Raw genomic sequence first — 16,901 nt, forward strand, 5'->3', positions numbered from 1 at the left:
GGGCGCGGGCGATTTCCCTGACAGTTTCGGAGTTTCGCCCATGTCCCCATCCTGGTCGCTGGTCATCCATGGCGGCGCGGGCCGGATCACCCGTGACGTGCTGACCCCCGAACAGGATGCGGGCGCGCGCGCCGGGCTGGACGCCGCGCTGAAGGCCGGGTCGGCGGTGCTGGCAGCGGGCGGCAGCGCGCTGGACGCGGTCGAGGCGGCGGTGCGCGTGCTGGAGGACGATCCGCACTTCAACGCCGGGCGTGGCGCCTGTTTCACGCGCGAGGGGACCAACGAACTCGACGCCGCGATCATGGACGGGCGCGACCGGCGTGCGGGCTCGGTCGCCGGGGTGACGCGCACCCGCAACCCGGTGTCGCTGGCGCGCAAGGTCATGGAGGCCAGCCCGCACGTCCTGCTCGCCGGATCGGGGGCGGATCGCTTCTCGGCCGAACAGGGGCTGGAGCAGGTCGACCCCAGCTGGTTCCACACCGACGAACGGCGGCGGCAGCTCGATGAACTGCTGTCCCGCAGTGCCGACGCCTTCGACAGCGACATGAAATACGGCACGGTCGGCGCAGTCGCCTGTGACAACCACGGCCATGTCGCCGCCGCCACCTCGACCGGGGGCGTGACCGGCAAGCGCTGGGGCCGGATCGGCGATTCGCCGTTGGTGGGTGCAGGCACCTATGCCGACGACCGGGCCTGTGCGGTGTCGTGCACCGGGTCGGGTGAGGTCTTTATCCGCGTCGGCGTCGGGCATGAGATCGCCGCGCGCCGCCGCTTCACCGGCGAGAGCATACAGGCCGCCGCCGACACGGTACTGGCCGAGGTGAAGGACCTGGGCGGCACCGGCGGGACCATCGTCGCAGGCCCCGACGGCAGCATCGCCTGGAGCATGACGACGGCGGGTATGTATCGCGGCCGTGCGACGGCGATGGGCGAACATCGGGTGGCGATCTACGCCGACGAGGGATAAAAGGCGGCCCATGAAGCACTTGCGTATCCTCATCGGGATGCTGGCGGGCCTTTTGCTCGCCTCCCCCGCCGCCGCCTATTGGGAATATGGCCACGAAACCGTCGCGGCCATCGCCTGGGCCAACATCACACCCCATGCCCGCACGGAAATCCGCCAGATTCTGAAGGCGCAAGCCACGCTCGATACGCCGACCTGCCCGGTGCGGACGATCGAGGAGGCCAGCGTCTGGCCCGATTGCGTCAAGCCGCTGAAGGACGAAAACGGCAAGTCGCGCTTCGGCTATGCCTATAGCTGGCACTATCAGAATATCGACATCTGCCAGCCCTTCCGCTTGCCCCCGGCCTGCGATTCGGGCGACTGCGTCTCGGCGCAGATCCCGCGCCAGCTGGCGATCCTGAAGGACAGGCGGGCCAGTTCGAAGGACCGGGTGATGGCGCTGGCCTTCCTGGTCCATTTCGTCGGCGATCTGCACCAGCCGCTTCATGCGGGCGACAAGAGCGACAAGGGCGGCAACGACACGCATGTCGATTACGGCACCTATGCGACGCCGCGCCTGAACCTGCATTCGATCTGGGACGGTCTGCTCGCCGAGCGGGCGATCTCGACGCCGCCCAAGCTGGTCCGCGCCTATCCCGCGGCCGAGCGGCGGCGCGAGTCGGCGGGTGATGTGGAGGCTTGGAGCCGTGAGAACTGGGCGATCGCCAAGCGCGCCTATGCCGCGGCGATGGGTGGCGATCCGTGCCAGCCGACGCCCGCGCACATGACGATGAACGAAGCCGCGATCCGCGAAATGGCGCCGGTCGAGCGCGAGCAGGTGAAGCGTGGCGGGCTGCGGCTGGCCAAGCTGCTGAACCAGGCGTTCCGGGGGTAATACCCCCGCCCGTTCGCACTGAGCGACATCGAAGGGCACGCCCGGCGCTTTGCCGCACGCGAATCCCGTGGCCTTCGACTTTGCTCAGGCTAGAGCAAGATGACATGAGATGAACTCGCCCCTCCCCTTCAGGGGAGGGGCCGGGGGTGGGGCGCTTCCGCAAGCGTGAGGCCTGTAGCGAGGCCCCACCCCAACCCCTCCCCTGAAGGGGAGGGGCTTGCCTCGATCCAATGCAATGTCATCACGATCTAAACGGTGGTGGAAGGGCGCAGACGGACCAGCCAGTCCTCTCCCATCGCCCTGACAGGCGAGGCCCCTCCACCACGCCCTCCGGGCGCGGTCCCCCTCCCCATCAAAGATGGGGAGGATTTGAACCGCCGATCAGTTCAACACCACCGTCACGTCGCGACGGTTCTGCGCCCAGGCGGCTTCGTCCGAGCCCAGCGCGATCGGGCGTTCCTTGCCATAGCTGATGACGTTCATCCGCTCCGGCGATACACCGCGCGCGGCCAGATAATTCTTGGCCGAGTTCGCACGGCGCTCGCCCAGCGCGAGGTTGTATTCGCGGGTGCCGCGCTCGTCGCAATTGCCTTCGATGGTGATGCGCACATTGGGATAGCGCATCAGCCAGGCCGCCTGGCTGTCCAGGATCGCGCGCGCTTCGGGATCGATGTCATACTGATCGGTGCCGAAATGAATGGTGTTCGACGTCACCGAGCGCTTGAAGTCGGCGTCCGAGCCAGGAACGATCGCGCCGTCCGGATTGGTGGTCGCGCCCGCATTGGGATCGACGCCGGTGCCCTGGCTGACCGGCGCGGGCGGCAGCACTTCGGGGCGCTTCTTGGCGCAGCCCGCCATGGCGATCGCCATGGTGGCGACGACGAGCGTGGTCTTGATCTTGGTCATCGGACTTTCAACTCCCTACAGATTGGTGGAACCCCCGAAACTGGCCCCCAAAGCGACTTTACTGGCGCAGCGGACCCCAGGCCGGGTCCGATCCGTCAAGCGGCGTCGGAATGCGGCGCTCATTCACGCCGGTCAGATCGACCATCCACACATCCGCCTTGCCCGACGCCCCTGGCGTCGTACGCTGGAAGGTGATGACGCGGCCATTGGGCGACCAGCTCGGCCCCTCGTCCTGCCAGCTGTTGGTCAACAGCTTCTCGCCGCCACCCGACGGGCTCATGATGCCGATGCGGAACGCCCCGCCCAGCTTCGTAAAGGCGATCAGGTCGCCGCGCGGGCTCCAGACCGGCGTCGCATAGCGCCCGCCACCGAAGCTGATCCGCTGCTGGTTCGAACCATCGGCATTCATGACGTAAATCTGCTGCCCGCCCGAGCGATCGCTTTCGAAGACGATCTTCGATCCATCGGGCGAATAGCTACCGCCCGTGTCGATGCCGGGCGCGTTGGTCAGCCGCTGCGGCGTGCCCCCCTGCGACGACACGCGGTAGATATCGGTGTTGCCACCTTGCGCCATAGAGAACAGGATCCAGCGGCCATCGGGTGAGAAGCGCGGCGCGAAGGTCGTCGCGGCATTCTGCACCACCAGGCGCTGGCGGCCGGTGCCGATGTCATAGACATAGATGGCGGGCCGCTTGTCGATATAGGACATATAGACGATCGACTGCTGGTTCGGCGCGAAGCGCGGGGTCAGCACGATCGACTGGCCGTTGGTCAGGAAACGGTGGTTCGCCCCGTCCTGGTCCATGATCGCCAGCCGCTTGATACGATGCGCCTTGGGCCCCGTTTCCGAGACATAGGTGATGCGGCTGTCGAAATAGGGGCCTTCGCCGGTCAGCTTGGTATAGATGGTGTCGGCGCACTTATGCGCCGCGCGCCGCCAGTCGCCCGGCGACACGACAAAGCCCTGCCGCGCCAGCTCGCTCTTGGCCAGCACGTCGTAGAGATAGCAGCCGACCGTGAGCGTCCCGTCGCCATTGGCGCGGACATAGCCCTGGACCAGCGCCTGCGCGCCGGTGCCGTTCCAATAGTCGAAGGCGGGCGCGGTCACTTCCGGAAACGACACGGTACGCAGCTGCGCGGGCGGGATCGGCGTGAATAGCCCCGAATTGCGCAGGTCGTTGGCGATGATTTCGGACAGCTTCTGCCCCACGACGTCGGTCGTGCCCGCGGGCGTCTGCACCACCGCGCTGGTCGGCATGGCGGGGATGGCGATGGGCATCGGCGCGGAGATGCCGCCCTCGACATCGACGACCAGGCCTTCCTGACCGTTGGCGGGCTGGACGGCGGGCTGCTGCCCGGCGGCGGGAGCGGGCGCCGTTGCTTGATCCTGGGGCGCGGGCACGTCCTGCGCCCCCACGGCGCTGGCGGCCAGCGCCAGCGTGAGCGGCAGGGTCAGCAGGGAACGGGGCATAAACATGATCCTCAACCCGGAAGTCTGAAACGAAGAGTGACGTCGCTCCAGCCGCCCGGCGCTCCATAAAGCGCCGAGGGCCTGTCGCGTAATGGACAGTTTCTTAAAACTGTCGTTACCTTGGTAACGATCCCTCGCGCCCCTGTCGCCGAAAACGCGGCCACCGCGTCGAAGGGGATCGACACCGGGCAGGGACGAAGCGACGGATCGGTCATCCTCAACCCGGCAGCTTGTAGCGCAGCGTGAAATTGCTCCAGCCGCCCGGCACGTCATAGAGTTCCGCCGGAAGCCCGCGCAGCGGCGAGCAGCCCTTGAACGTCGCGATCGCCAGATCGTCGACCCGGTCGACATAGCGCTCATTCTCGCCATCGACGCCGCTATGCCCGACGACGCGCGGCGCGGCGGCCAGGCTGCCGTCCTTGTTGAGATGCAGGTTGATCGCCACGCGGATGCGCTCGGCCCCCGGTCCCGGCGTCACCTGCCGGTTGGCGCAGGGCTGCACCTGCCGCAGGATCGCCGAGGCGATGTTCGCCAGCTGCTGCGCGCCGATCCTGGCGGCGGGCGCGGCCTGCGACTTGGACGGCGACGGATCGGCCGACAGCCCCTTCAGGAAGTCCGCGCCCAGATGCGAGCCGCGTGGGCGCGTGGTCTTCGCCGTCTCGCTCTTGCCGCTGCCGCGTGCTGGGGTGGCGGGCTTGGGGGCGGCCGCAGGCTTGGCTTCCGAACGGGTCGGGCGCGCAGGCGCAGGCTTGGCCTCATGGACCGGCTTGGCCGGAGCGGGTTTGGCGGGCGCGGGCTTTGGTTTCGGCTGGGGTTTCGGCTGGGGCTTGGGCTGCGGCCGGGGCTTTTCGACGGGCTTGGGCTGCGGCTTGGGTTCCGGGCGCGGCTCGGGCTTGGCCGGCTCGGGTTTTGGCTGCGGCTTGGGCTGGGGTTTCGGTTGCGGCGCCGGGGGCGGCGGCGCGGGCTGGGGTTCGGGTTCGGCCTCCACCGGCTCGGGCGGCGCGGCATCCTCGGGCGCTCCCTCTTCGGGGGCTACCGACTGGGCGGCCTGCTCGTTCGGGGTCGGCGAAGCAGCCTCCAGCGCGACATCCTTTACCAGAGAGATGTCGATCGGCGTAACCTTCAGCTTTTCCGGGTTCGGCGTCGACAGAAAGCCGACCGACAACAGGCCGAACAGGACGATATGTCCTGCGACCGCGATCGCCAGCCCGATCCGTTCCCCACGCTCCATCAGCGGGCGCCCGCTCCCTGGCCCGCTCCCTGCGCAGGGCCGCCCTCGACGGTGACCAGCGATACGCGGTTCAGCCCGGCGCGATTCAGCTCGCCCATCACCCGCATCACCCGGCCATAATCCAGCGCCCGGTCGGCGCGCAGATAGACCTGCGGCACCTGTCCGTCGGGCCCTTTGCGCGCCGCGATCGCGTCGAGCCTGGCGGGCAGGTCGGCCTCGGTGATTTCATCGTCGTTCAGGAACATGCGGCCCTGTTCGTCGATCGCGATCTGTTCGGGCTTCTGCTCCTGGTCCAGCGCCTTGGCGCGGCTGTCGGGCAGGTTGACCGGCACGCCCGAGGTCAGCAGCGGCGCGGTCACCATGAAGATGATGAGAAGCACCAGCATCACGTCGACCAGCGGCGTCACGTTGATGTCCGCCATCGGCGCGCGACGCCCCCGACCGGAGCGGGAGGGAAGGTTCATGGCCATCGCCGTTCCCCTTAGCGCGCCGAGTCGAGCTGGCGGCTGAGCGTGGTGTGGAAGCCGTCGGCGAAGCGGTTCAGCGACGCCTCGACCCGGTTCACGCCGTGGCTGAAACGGTTGTACGCGATCACCGCCGGGATGGCGGCGAACAGGCCGATCGCGGTGGCGAACAGCGCCTCTGAAATACCTGGTGCCACGACCGCCAGCGAGGTGTTCTGCGCCTGAGCGATGCCGGTGAAGCTGCGCATGATGCCCCAGACGGTGCCGAACAGCCCGACGAACGGCGCCACCGAACCGACCGTCGCCAGCACGTTCAGCCGGTCGGACAGCTTGTCGATCTCACCCGCCACGGCCGATCCCATCGCGGTGGCCAGGCGCTCGCGCGTGCCGTCGCGGTCGATATGCCCGCCCGCGGTCGAGCGCCGCCATTCCTGCACGCCTGCCGAAAAGACCCGCGCGGAGGGCAGTTCATTGTCCTGCTCCATCCGGTGGAAGGCGTCGATATCCTCCGCCTTCCAGAAATCGCGTTCGAACCGGGTCATGCCCTTCTTCGTGCGCGCCAGCTTGCGCGAAAAGGCGACGATGATCGCCCAGGTCCAGATGCTGGCGAGCAGCAGGCCGATCATCACGAACTTCACCACCCAGTCGGCGTGGATGAACAGCGCGACGGGCGACAAACTGGCGGCATCCATGTTGAAGATGGGATTCATGGGTGTTGGGTGTCCCCTTGCCAGACAAGGCGTTGGTAGATGGCGATCCAGTCGGCGGGCTGCCGACGCGGGCGACCGTTCGGGCCGACCCACGCGACGGTCACACGCGCGTCGGTCAGCTTGACCGTGCCGCACCTGACTGTCTGATGAATGACGACGCGAACCGCACTCACCTCGATCAACCGGGACTCGACGACCAGATCATCGTCGAGCCGGGCGGAGGCGGCATAGCGGATGGCGATGTCGGTGACGGCATAGGCGCCCTGCCCCGCCTCATGCGCGGCACGCTGGTCGATCCCGGCGATGCGCAGCATATCGGAGCGGGCACGCTCCATATAGCGGAGGTAGTTGGCGTGATAGACCACGCCCGACAGGTCGGTATCCTCGAAATAGACGCGCACCGCAAAGCGATGCTCCGTCCCCTCGAAGCGGCCGCCGATCGGCTGGTGGTCTCCCGTCACCGTCATGGTGACTGCCCGTTAACCTATCCGTCCGGGGGAAGGAAGGCACTTGCGCCCCTGTTACCTACAGGTTACATAATACCTATAGGTTACAGGAGGTCACGGTGAATCTCGCGGAGCAGGCCGAAGCCAGAAGTCGTGACCGGGCAATCGTCTCCTATCTTGCCGCTCTGATATTGCTGCTGGTGGCCATCGCCCGGATTAGCGTTTCCGACGGCTCGTGGTTCGTCATCGCTGGCGCGGCTGCCCTGAGCCTGACGAGCCTGCCCATTCGACTTTTCGAATGGAGAAAGCTCGCCCCCCTGCTCAACGACGAGACGACCCGTGACCATCGCCGGTCGAGCTTCGCCGCCGGATTTTGGGTGATGCTGGCCACCGCCGCCGTCATCGCCGGGCTGCCGGGTTTGCACATATTCGATGCCGTCGTCGCGACTCGGGTCGTCATCACCGCCGGGCTGATGGCTGCATTGATCGTCTTTGCCACGCTGGAACTACGCGCCAGCCGTTAACACACTGATCGGTACAGGAGGCACATCATGGGTCTTGTCGAGAAAGCCGAACGCAAGAGCCGGGCAAGAGCCATACTCAGCTATCTGCTTGCGGCGATGCTCCTTGTATCCGCCGTTCTGGCGATAGCGGGGCATAGCGAAGGCGCATCGCGGCTCGCACCCTGGTTCGTCATGATCGGCCTTACCGCGCTTAACCTGACCAGCCTCCCGTTCCGATGGCGCAGCTATGGTGAGGTTTCCAAGCTGATGAATGACGAAACGACACGCGATCATCGGCGGTCGAGCTTCGCGGCAGGGTTCTGGGCGATGTTCGCAGCGGCTGTAGTGGTGATGATCATCGCCTCCTTTAGCCCCATAGATGCCGTCGCCATCGGACGAATCACCATCACCGCCGGACTCACCGCCGCGCTGGTCGCCTTCGCCACGCTGGAGCTGCGCGCCAGCCGATGAACGAGACGCTTGGCAACGACCTGAAGGCCGCGCGCGAGGCGACCGGGCTGACCCAGGGCGCGCTCGCGGAGGCGATCGGGGTCAGCCGTAAGACGATCAACACGGTGGAGAACGGCGTCTTCCAGCCCTCGACCCTGCTCGCGCTCAAGCTGGCGCGGGCCCTGGGTCGACCCGTCGAATCGCTATTCTGGATCGTCGACTGACCCGCCTTAGCGAATCGCGGCGGGATCGACCTTCAGCGACGGCGGATTGATGACCGGCGGCGTGTAAGGCTTGGCGGCTGGCACCGGCTGGCTCGACAGGACCGGGCCGCTCGGCGCGCTCGCGGGGGCGACGGCGGGCGCCGCACTGCTCGCGATGGTCAGCGGGGCGACACCCTGCTGCACCGGCACCATCGTGCCGTTGCGCCATGCGTCATAGGCGCGGAAGAAGGCGATGAAGGGCGCGTTGAGCTTTTCCAGCCGCTCCGCCGCCTTCAGGTCGAACGCCGTCGTTGGCGCGGTGCTGATATCGGCGAGCACTTCGTCGGCGGCGGCACAGAAGGTCTTGCGAACCGGGGTGATCGAGAAGAAATTGTAGAGGCGGGTCATCGCATCGTCATAGCGGTCGCGCCAGTCGCCGCCCTGCGACTGATATTCCGCCGAATAGCGCTTTTCCGCCGCCGCCAGTTCGATCCGCTGCACGGTCAACATGGTGTTGTAGCGATTGACGATCTGCCCCTCATCCGGCCCGCGACACGCCAGCGCGGCGACGTTCAGCCCCGAGCGCAGGTGCCAGACGGTGGCCGCGCTGGTCAGCGAGCGATTCGGCGTGGCGTAATTGCCATCGGGCAGCAGCACGGGGATCCGCATCCCCGGCGTCGCCCCGGCGGGCATGGGGGCACGGACATATTGCGGCGGGGCCGGAACCATGACCGGCGGCGGCGCGACCTTGGCCGTCTCGCGCGCGGCGCATCCCGCCAGAGACAGGCCGATCGCAACACCCGACACCAAACGCAACTTCGCCATAACCCTGATCCTCGGAAAACCCGCCCCCGGCCGTTCGCCGATGTCATGCCGAATCAAGGTTAACGCGTCGTAACTCGTGCGATGAAACGAGGCTTATGTCAGAGGGTTGGAAATCGGGTCATTCCTCCCTTGCAGGGATTCCTCTGCGAACGTCGGCATGTCGCCTGGAAACATGTACCACCCCGGCGGAGGCCGGGGTCCAGTTTGGCTACCGTAAGAGCAGCTTACAGTCGCCCGGCAACTGGATCCCGGCCTTCGCCGGGATGGTGGAGAGAGAGTTTCGCAGAGGAATCCGGCAAGGGGAGGTGGCAGGCCAAACGCCTGACGGAGGGGTGTCACGCTTGGTTAGGGCAGCCCTGCCTCTCAATCGGTTACACCCCTCCACCATCCTTCGGATGGTCCCCCTCCCCTTGCAGGGAAGGAACAGATTTACGCCGCGCGGGCGACCAGCGCGGCGGCGGCTTCCGCCATCAACTGGGCCAGGATGTCGGCGATCGGCTCTTCCTTGGTCACCATGCCGACCGACTGGCCCGCCATCACCGAGCCATGCTCGACATCACCCTCGATCACCGCGCGGCGGAGCGCCCCCGCCCAGTAATGTTCGATCTGCAACTGCGCCTCGGCCATCGCGACCTTGCCCTCGTCCAGCGACTGGGCGACTTCGCGCTGCTTGGCGGTGAAGAGTTCGCCGCCCGCATTCTTCAGCGCGCGAACCGGGATGACCGGCAGGCGCGGGTCGATCTGCACGCTCGCCACCGCATCGCGGGCGGAGGCGCGGATGAACGCCTTCTTGAAATTGGGATGCGCGATCGATTCGGTCGCGCAGACGAAGCGCGTGCCGAGCTGGACGCCTGCCGCGCCCATGTCGAGATAGCCAGCGATCGCCTCGCCCCGACCGATGCCGCCCGCAACGAAGACGGGGACCTGCTCGGCGATCTCGGGCAGCATCTCCTGCGCCAGCACGCTGGTCGACACCGGGCCGATATGGCCGCCCGCTTCCATCCCCTCGATCACCAGCGCATCGACGCCCGAGCGGATGAGCTTCTTGGCCAGGCTGAGCGCAGGCGCGAAGCAGATGACCTTGGCGCCGGTCTCCTTGATCGCCTCCAGCGCGCCCTTGGGCGGCAGGCCACCGGCCAGCACGACATGGCCGACCTGGTGACGGCCGCACACCGCGATCAGGTCGAACAGCTGCGGGTGCATGGTGATGAGGTTCACGCCGAACGGGCGGCTGGTCATCGCCTTGGTCGCGGCGATTTCGGTATCGAGCAGTTCCGGGGTCATCGCCCCGCACGCGATCACGCCGAAGCCGCCCGCGTTGGACATGGCGGAGACGAGGTTGCGCTCCGACACCCAGGACATGGCACCCGCCATGATCGCCATGTCGGCACCAAGAAACTCCGCGCCGCGCGCCATGCGGGTGGCGAGACGCTGTTCGCCGGTGGTGGTGGTGAGGGTATCGGTCATCGCCGCTCCATGCCGTGGGCAGCGCCGGACGGCAAGATTTGGTTCACGCGAAGCCGCGATGGCGCGAAGAAGTTGGTTCGCGCGGAGACGCGAAGGCGCGGAGATGACCTGCGCGCGGCAGCGCCATCACTTCATCAATGATGGTTGATAAAGGAACGGCAGCGCGGCCGGATACTCCACCTCCGCGTCTCCGCGCCTCCGCGCGAACCAATCTTTTTGAATACGCTTCGCGTCATCGCGGCTTCGCGCGAACGAAAGCCCCCTCCCCGAGCCGAGCCCAGGGAGGGAAGGACCGCTTAAGCCGCCTCGGCGTCCAGCCCGTAAGCGGTGTGCAGCACGCGCACCGCCAGTTCGGTGTAATCCTCTTCGATCAGTACGCTGACCTTGATCTCCGAGGTGGTGATCGCAAGGATGTTGATCCCGCGCGCGCCCAGCGTCTGGAACATGGTCGAGGCCACGCCCGCATGGCTGCGCATGCCGACGCCGACGACCGAGATCTTGGCGACGCGGGTGTCATGGACCAGGCTGGCATAGCCGATCTCGCCCTTGCCCTTTTCCAGCACGTCCAGGCTGCGCGCCAGGTCCGCCGAGGGCACGGTGAAGGTCACGTCGGTCGATCCGGTCGAATGCGCGATGTTCTGGACGATCATGTCCACATTGATCCCCGCATCGGCGAGCGGCGCGAAGATCGAGCCCACCGCGCCGGGTCGGTCGGGTACGGCGGTCAGGGTGATCTTGGCTTCGTTCTTGTCATGCGCGATGCCGGTGATGAGCTGGCGTTCCATATCGTCGATTTCCTCTTCGCCCACGATCAACGTGCCGCGATGTCCGTCTTCGTCCCGTGCGTCGTCGAACGAGCTGAGCACCCGCACGCGCACCTGTTCCTTCATCGCCAGACCCACCGATCGGGTCTGGAGCACCTTGGCGCCGACGCTGGCGAGTTCCAGCATCTCCTCATAGGTGACCTTAGACAGCTTGCGCGCACGCGGCACGATGCGCGGGTCGGTGGTGTAGACGCCGTCGACATCGGTATAGATGTCGCACCGCTCCGCCTTCATCGCCGCCGCGACCGCCACCGCGCTGGTGTCCGATCCGCCGCGGCCCAGCGTCGTGACGCGGTTGCCCTCGGCCACGCCCTGGAAGCCGGGGATCACCGCGACCACGCCCGCCGCCAGACTTTCGTCGAGCGCGGTCGTGTCGATCTCGCCGATCCGCGCTTTTGCAAAGGCGGTGTCGGTGTGGATCGGCAGCTGCCAGCCCAGCCACGAGCGCGCGGGCACGCCCATCGCCTGGAGCGTAATCGCCAGCAGCCCGCTGGTGATCTGTTCGCCCGCCGATACGACGACGTCATATTCCTGGGGATCGTAGAGCGACGAGGCCTCGCGGCAGAAACCGACCAGCCGGTCGGTCTCGCCCGCCATCGCGGAGACGACGACCGCGACCTGATGCCCAGCCTCCACCTCGCGTTTGACCCGCGCCGCCACGTTGCGGATGCGCTCGATTCCGGCCATCGAGGTGCCGCCGAACTTCATCACGATACGGGCCATGCGGTTTTTGCCAATCTCCTTGGGGTAAAACGGCGGTCCTGATAGGTAGCCCCCATGACGAACGCAAGCCATTTGAACGATTCTACCATTATTGGGGCCGAAGCCGCACATTTCGGAAAGATGGCCGCCGATTGGTGGGACCCCAAGGGGTCGAGCGCGATGCTGCACCGACTCAACCCGCCCCGGCTGCGTTACATTCGCGAGCAGATCGACCTGCACTGGGACGCCGACGGACAGGGCTTCACGCCGCTGGCGGGCAAGCGCGCGCTCGACGTCGGCTGCGGCGCGGGGCTGCTGTGCGAGCCGCTCGCCCGTCTCGGCGCGGCGGTGACGGGGCTCGACGCGGCGCCGGAGAATGTCGCGGTCGCCGCTGCGCACGCCGCCCAGTCGGGGCTGGACATCCACTATCGCGCGGGCAGCGTCGAAGGGCTGGCAGGCGAGACGTTCGACCTCGTCACCTCGCTGGAGGTGATCGAGCATGTCGCCGATCCGGCCCGATTCGTGCGCGGGCTGGCCGATGCGCTCGTGCCGGGCGGGCTGATGATCCTGTCGACGCCCAACCGGACGCCCTTGTCGAAGCTGGCGCTGATTACGCTGGCCGAGGGGACCGGGCGAATCCCCAGGGGCACGCATGACTGGTCGAAATTCCTGACGCCCGACGAGCTGACCGCGCTGCTGACCGACGCCGGGCTGACGGTGCGCGACGTGCGGGGGCTGAGCTTCTCGCCGACCAAGGGGTTCATGGTCAGCGACTCGACCGCACTCGACTATTTCATCACCGCGACACGCTAGGATCATTCCTCCCCTGCAAGGGGAGGTGGCAGGCCGCAGGCCTGACGGAGGGGTGTCACGCTCTGTAGGAGCGGGATACCTCACAACCGGGGACACCCCTCCACCATGCTTCGCATGGTCCCCCTCCCCTTGCAGGGGAGGAATGATTCTGGACCTTTTCCAATGTCGAGCCCTTCCATAGATCGCCCCGCCACCCCAGGCCACCACCGCCTCCTGATCCTGCTTGCCGTCGCCATCGCCGCCCGCGCGCTGACCTTCGGGAATCCGGTGGTCCATGTGGATGAGGAGTTCTACTTCTTCACCGGCCATTCCATGTGGCAGGGCGCGTGGCCGTTCGTCGATGTGTGGGATCGCAAGCCGGTCGGGCTATTCCTGCTCTATGCGGTGCCCGCCGCCTTCGGCTTTCCGGCGGGCATCTGGGCCTATCAGGCGATGGCGTTGCTCAGCGTCGTCGGGACCGCGTGGCTGATCGCGCGCATGGCGGAGCGATTCGGCTGGGGCGCGGGCGCGACGGCGGCGGGGATCGCCTATATCCTGTGGCTGGACCTGCTGGGCGGGCAAGGCGGGCAGGCCCCGGTCTTCTACAATCTGCTGATGATGGCGGCGGCCTGGGCGATTCTCGAATCGGATCGGCGCGCCTCCCGCCCGCTGGGCCTTGCCGCGATGGCGCTGGTCGGCATCGTGCTCCAGATCAAATATTCGGCGGTGTTCGAAGGGATGGTGTTCGGCCTGTGGCTGCTCGCCGGCGAATGGCGGCGGAGCCGGTCGCCGGTCGCGCTGGTCCTGTACGGCGCGGCGCTGGTGGCGGTATCGCTCGCGCCGACCGCACTAGCGGCGGGGGTCTATGCCGCGATCGGCCAGTCGGACGCGTTCCTCTACGCCAATTTCATGTCGATCTTTCACCGCAATCCCGATCCGCTGGGCGAGCTGGCGGGCAATCTGGGGCAGATGGTCCTGATCCTCTCGCCGATCGTCACGCTGGCGGTGCTGGGGCTCAAGCGATCGGCGCGCGACCGCGAGCGGGTTTTCCTGGCCGTCTGGCTGGGCGCGGGCGTGATCGGCGTGCTGCTGTTCCGGCCCTGGTTCGATCATTACGGCCTGCCGATCCTGCTGCCCGCCTGCACCGCCGCGGCGGCGATGCTGGGGCATGAGGCGTGGCGGCGGCGCTACGCCCCTGCCCTGCTGCTGACCATCGCGCTGGCGGGGCAGATCGTGCTGTTGTCGCTGCGCCACGAACGCGGCGACGCGACCGAGTTCGCTGCCCTGTCCCAGGCGGTCGGCAAGGGGCCGGGGTGTCTGTACGTCTATTCGGGCAGCACCATGCTCTATGTCGCGACCCAGCGTTGCACCCTGTCGCGCTGGATCGTGCCCGCACATCTCAGCCGCGCGCGGGAGGCGGGCGCGACCGGCGTCGATCAGGATGCCGAGATCGCCCGCATCCTCTTGCACCATCCCGCCGTCGTCGTGATGCGCCCGCCCTATAATGGCGAGCGGCCCGAGGCGCATGCCCGCGTCCTGGCGGAGATGGCGCAGGGCTATCGGCTGGCCGCACAACTGCCGATGGGCAACGAGACGATCCGCGTCTATAAATCCACGCGATGAAACGCCTTCTCGCCTCCATCCATGACGTGTCCCCCCGTTTCGAGGGGGCGGTCGATGCGCTGTTTGACCGGCTGTCGGGTCATCTCGGCGGGCCGCGCCTGGCCATGCTGGTCATTCCCGATCACTGGAACAGCGCCCCCATCGCGCCGGGCACGCCCTTTGCCACGCGCCTGCGGGGCTGGGCGGATATGGGGATCGAGATGTTCGTCCATGGCTGGTCGCATAAGGACGACATGGTCCACACCGATCAGAAGACCGCGCTGAAGGCCAAGCACATGACCGCGGGCGAAGGCGAGTTCGTCGGCTTGGACCGCGCCGAAGCCTTGCGCCGAATGCAGCGCGGCACCGCCTTGATCGAGGATATCATCGGCCGCCGCGCGACCGGCTTCATCGCGCCCGCCTGGCTCTATTCGGACGAGGCGCGCCTGGCGCTGGGCGATGCGGGCTTCGGGCTGGCCGAGGATCATTTCCGCGTGTGGACGCCCATGGACGGCAAGATCATCGCACGCGGTCCCGTCGTCACCTGGGCCAGCCGGTCGCGCGGTCGCCAGCTCAGTTCGCTCGCCGCCGCCGCCGTACTGCGCCACGGCCTGCGCCCGACCCCGGTCGCCCGAGTCGCGGTGCATCCGGGCGACAATAGCGTGCCCGCTCTGCTCGACAGCATCGACAAGACCTATGCGCGACTGGCGAAGACGCACACGCCGTCGCGCTACGCGGATTTGCTCGCCGCCTGAATCAGCGCGCGGCGAGGGTATGGAGGTAGCGTTGCCGTGCCTCCGACCCACGCGGATAGCGGGCCAGCGTCTTCACCTCGCTGCGCGAGAGCCGGAAGCGGGAATAACCCTTGTCCGCCAGGCAGCGCTCGACATCGCCGAGCTGGATCGCATGAAGTCGGCGCTTTTGTCGGTCGGGCTGGGTCCGCAGGATCGAATTGATCCAATCGCTGGCACCGCCGCCGCTGTTCAGGTTGTTGTCGGCCGCCGTGAAGCCCGTGATGAACCGCTTTGCGGGTTCGTCCTGTGACACGTCACGGAAATAGCCGATCTTGGCGCATTCGACCGAATCGGCGCGATACTGGTCGAAGGCGATGCCGGGCTTGCCCCAGCTTTCGATCGGGGGACGGTCGGCCGCCTCGGCGGCGACCGAAGATGCCAGCATGATGCCCATCACGACTGCGAAGCCACGACTCATCAACCGTCTCCCATGACATTTTTGTCATGATGACAGACCCTCGGGGGCTGGGAAAGCTCCGTTCCGACTTAGGCGACGGCCTGCAACTGCGCGCCCTCGTCGAGCAATTGCTGATAGCGTGCGATCAGCGCCTCGGCATGGTCGCGGTCGCTGAACACCTTGCCCGCCGCCACGCGCGCGGCGTTGCGCAGGACGCGCTGGTCGCGTGCCAGCAGCCGCTCGATCGCCTCGGCACAGGCCGCCCCGTCGCGGGCGCGGAAGGTTTCGGCGAACAGCGGGTTCGCGACTTCGGCACAGCCGCCATAATCGGGCACCACCAGCGGCAGGCCGGAGGCCAACGCCTCGGACGCCACCAGCCCGAACGTCTCGGTCTCGCAGCCATGGACCAGCGCGTCGCAGCTCGCCATGATCCGCGCCAGGCGCGGGCGGTCATAGACCGGGCGGAACAGGCGGATATGCGGGCTCCCTGCGATCCGCTTCTCCAGCGTCCGGCTGGCGACGCCGCCGCCGATCAGGATCAGGCCGACCGGCCGGGTCGAGGCCACGCGCTCGACCGCGTCGATGACCATCGGCCAGCGCTTTTCGGGATGATGCCGCCCCAGCCCCAGCAGCAGATGCGCGTCCTCCGGCAGCGCACACTGCGCCAGCAGCGCGGCGCGCAGCCGTTCGTCGCGGTGGTCGGGCGAGAAGAAATGCCGCTCGATGCCCAGCGGAATCCCCTCGTCCACCCGCACGCCGCGCTTGCCCAGACGCTTCACCAGCGCCGGGCCGTTGGACAGCACCAGGTCGTAATGGTCGAGGAAGCGGTTCATGTAGCGGCTGTACCAGCTGAACCAGTCCTCCACCCGCTCCTGCGCGACGATGCCGTCCAGCCAGCGAACCGGATAGGTGCCGACATTGTCGTTATGCATGAAGAAGACCTTCTTCGCGCGCCCCTGCCAGCTGGCGACGAACCAGGCCGGCTTGGCGGGCGAAGACACCTCGACGATGTCGGGGTCCAGCTCGTCGAGCAGCTGGCAGACCGGCGCGGAGTCCCAGAACATGCCGTAATTGGTGTCCAGTATCAGGCGCGGCGCCTTCACATAGATGATCTTGCCGCCGCCGGGACGCTCCTCGACCCGGTCCTCGGTGCCGGGGGCGAGCACGATCAGCTCATGGCCCATCTCGGCCAGAATCGACATCTTGCGGTCGATATAGGTCCGCACGCCCCCGCCGGTGGGGGAGTAGAATTCGTTGACGTCGACGATGCGCATCG

The 16,901-nt window shown here is 67.2% G+C and carries 19 protein-coding genes; 8 read left to right on the plus strand and 11 right to left on the minus strand.

Going from position 1 to position 16,901, the window contains the following annotated elements; translation table 11 throughout:
• Positions 1-40 precede the first annotated feature (40 nt).
• Entirely contained in the window at positions 41-967 is a 927-nt protein-coding gene (locus AC1GI4_RS10075; protein ID WP_479629405.1) for an isoaspartyl peptidase/L-asparaginase family protein, read from the plus strand.
• A gap of 10 nt (positions 968-977) precedes the next feature.
• Positions 978-1,838: a S1/P1 nuclease gene (locus AC1GI4_RS10080; RefSeq protein WP_479629406.1), complete on the plus strand. Its 861-nt coding sequence runs from the start codon at positions 978-980 to the stop codon at positions 1,836-1,838.
• A 381-nt stretch (positions 1,839-2,219) separates the two neighbouring features.
• Here AC1GI4_RS10080 and pal read toward each other — a convergent pair whose 3' ends face one another.
• From pal to AC1GI4_RS10110, 6 genes are all read right to left on the minus strand, one after another.
• On the minus strand, positions 2,220-2,744 hold the full coding sequence (pal, locus tag AC1GI4_RS10085) for a peptidoglycan-associated lipoprotein Pal (RefSeq protein WP_479629407.1): 525 nt from the start codon (positions 2,742-2,744) through the stop codon (positions 2,220-2,222).
• A 58-nt stretch (positions 2,745-2,802) separates the two neighbouring features.
• A complete protein-coding gene (gene tolB / locus AC1GI4_RS10090; protein WP_479629408.1) occupies positions 2,803-4,215 on the minus strand; it encodes a Tol-Pal system beta propeller repeat protein TolB in 1,413 nt (470 codons plus the stop codon).
• A 217-nt stretch (positions 4,216-4,432) separates the two neighbouring features.
• A complete protein-coding gene (locus AC1GI4_RS10095; protein ID WP_479629409.1) occupies positions 4,433-5,446 on the minus strand; it encodes a cell envelope biogenesis protein TolA in 1,014 nt (337 codons plus the stop codon).
• A complete protein-coding gene (gene tolR / locus AC1GI4_RS10100) occupies positions 5,446-5,916 on the minus strand; it encodes a protein TolR (RefSeq protein ID WP_294269894.1) in 471 nt (156 codons plus the stop codon). Before tolR ends, AC1GI4_RS10095 begins: the two co-directional genes overlap by 1 nt.
• A gap of 11 nt (positions 5,917-5,927) precedes the next feature.
• On the minus strand, positions 5,928-6,620 hold the full coding sequence (tolQ, locus tag AC1GI4_RS10105; protein WP_479629410.1) for a protein TolQ: 693 nt from the start codon (positions 6,618-6,620) through the stop codon (positions 5,928-5,930).
• Positions 6,617-7,087: a YbgC/FadM family acyl-CoA thioesterase gene (locus AC1GI4_RS10110; protein ID WP_433909460.1), complete on the minus strand. Its 471-nt coding sequence runs from the start codon at positions 7,085-7,087 to the stop codon at positions 6,617-6,619. The genes tolQ and AC1GI4_RS10110 overlap by 4 nt, the downstream gene beginning before the upstream one ends.
• A gap of 98 nt (positions 7,088-7,185) precedes the next feature.
• Here AC1GI4_RS10110 and AC1GI4_RS10115 point away from each other — a divergent pair, with 98 nt between their 5' ends.
• From AC1GI4_RS10115 to AC1GI4_RS10125, 3 genes are read left to right on the plus strand one after another with little or no spacing between them, the layout of a single operon-like run.
• Positions 7,186-7,590: a hypothetical protein gene (locus tag AC1GI4_RS10115; RefSeq protein ID WP_433909459.1), complete on the plus strand. Its 405-nt coding sequence runs from the start codon at positions 7,186-7,188 to the stop codon at positions 7,588-7,590.
• Between the two features lie 27 nt (positions 7,591-7,617).
• Entirely contained in the window at positions 7,618-8,040 is a 423-nt protein-coding gene (locus tag AC1GI4_RS10120) for a hypothetical protein (RefSeq protein WP_433909458.1), read from the plus strand.
• On the plus strand, positions 8,037-8,243 hold the full coding sequence (locus AC1GI4_RS10125) for a helix-turn-helix transcriptional regulator (protein WP_479629411.1): 207 nt from the start codon (positions 8,037-8,039) through the stop codon (positions 8,241-8,243). Before AC1GI4_RS10120 ends, AC1GI4_RS10125 begins: the two co-directional genes overlap by 4 nt.
• A gap of 6 nt (positions 8,244-8,249) precedes the next feature.
• Here AC1GI4_RS10125 and AC1GI4_RS10130 read toward each other — a convergent pair whose 3' ends face one another.
• The 3 genes from AC1GI4_RS10130 to AC1GI4_RS10140 all read right to left on the minus strand — a co-directional run bounded on the left by AC1GI4_RS10130 (position 8,250) and on the right by AC1GI4_RS10140 (position 12,061).
• Positions 8,250-9,047, minus strand: a complete 798-nt coding sequence (locus AC1GI4_RS10130) for a hypothetical protein (protein ID WP_479629412.1) — start codon at positions 9,045-9,047, stop codon at positions 8,250-8,252.
• Positions 9,048-9,476: 429 nt separating this feature from the next.
• Positions 9,477-10,463 carry an NAD(P)H-dependent flavin oxidoreductase gene (locus AC1GI4_RS10135; protein ID WP_479630389.1) on the minus strand — a complete coding sequence of 329 codons (987 nt, stop codon included), beginning with the start codon at positions 10,461-10,463 and terminating at the stop codon, positions 9,477-9,479.
• Between the two features lie 347 nt (positions 10,464-10,810).
• Positions 10,811-12,061, minus strand: a complete 1,251-nt coding sequence (locus AC1GI4_RS10140) for an aspartate kinase (RefSeq protein ID WP_479629413.1) — start codon at positions 12,059-12,061, stop codon at positions 10,811-10,813.
• Positions 12,062-12,115: 54 nt separating this feature from the next.
• Between AC1GI4_RS10140 and ubiG the strand changes: the two genes are divergently transcribed.
• The 3 genes from ubiG to AC1GI4_RS10155 all read left to right on the plus strand — a co-directional run bounded on the left by ubiG (position 12,116) and on the right by AC1GI4_RS10155 (position 15,189).
• Positions 12,116-12,853, plus strand: coding sequence for a bifunctional 2-polyprenyl-6-hydroxyphenol methylase/3-demethylubiquinol 3-O-methyltransferase UbiG (ubiG, locus tag AC1GI4_RS10145; RefSeq protein WP_479629414.1), 738 nt, complete (start codon positions 12,116-12,118; stop codon positions 12,851-12,853).
• 162 nt (positions 12,854-13,015) lie between these two features.
• Positions 13,016-14,455 (plus strand): ArnT family glycosyltransferase, encoded by a 1,440-nt coding sequence (locus tag AC1GI4_RS10150; protein ID WP_479629415.1) that lies wholly within the window; start codon positions 13,016-13,018, stop codon positions 14,453-14,455.
• The gene (locus AC1GI4_RS10155) at positions 14,452-15,189 is read left to right on the plus strand and encodes a DUF2334 domain-containing protein (protein ID WP_479629416.1); all 738 of its coding nucleotides are present in this window, start codon (positions 14,452-14,454) and stop codon (positions 15,187-15,189) included. The genes AC1GI4_RS10150 and AC1GI4_RS10155 overlap by 4 nt, the downstream gene beginning before the upstream one ends.
• Position 15,190: 1 nt before the next feature.
• Here the strand turns inward: AC1GI4_RS10155 and AC1GI4_RS10160 are convergent, their stop codons facing one another.
• Positions 15,191-15,646 carry a hypothetical protein gene (locus tag AC1GI4_RS10160; RefSeq protein ID WP_294270753.1) on the minus strand — a complete coding sequence of 152 codons (456 nt, stop codon included), beginning with the start codon at positions 15,644-15,646 and terminating at the stop codon, positions 15,191-15,193.
• A 68-nt stretch (positions 15,647-15,714) separates the two neighbouring features.
• The gene (locus AC1GI4_RS10165; RefSeq protein ID WP_294270750.1) at positions 15,715-16,899 is read right to left on the minus strand and encodes a glycosyltransferase; all 1,185 of its coding nucleotides are present in this window, start codon (positions 16,897-16,899) and stop codon (positions 15,715-15,717) included.
• Between the last annotated feature and the right edge of the window lie 2 nt (positions 16,900-16,901).

This window comes from Sphingomonas sp. 77B (assembly GCF_056497825.1).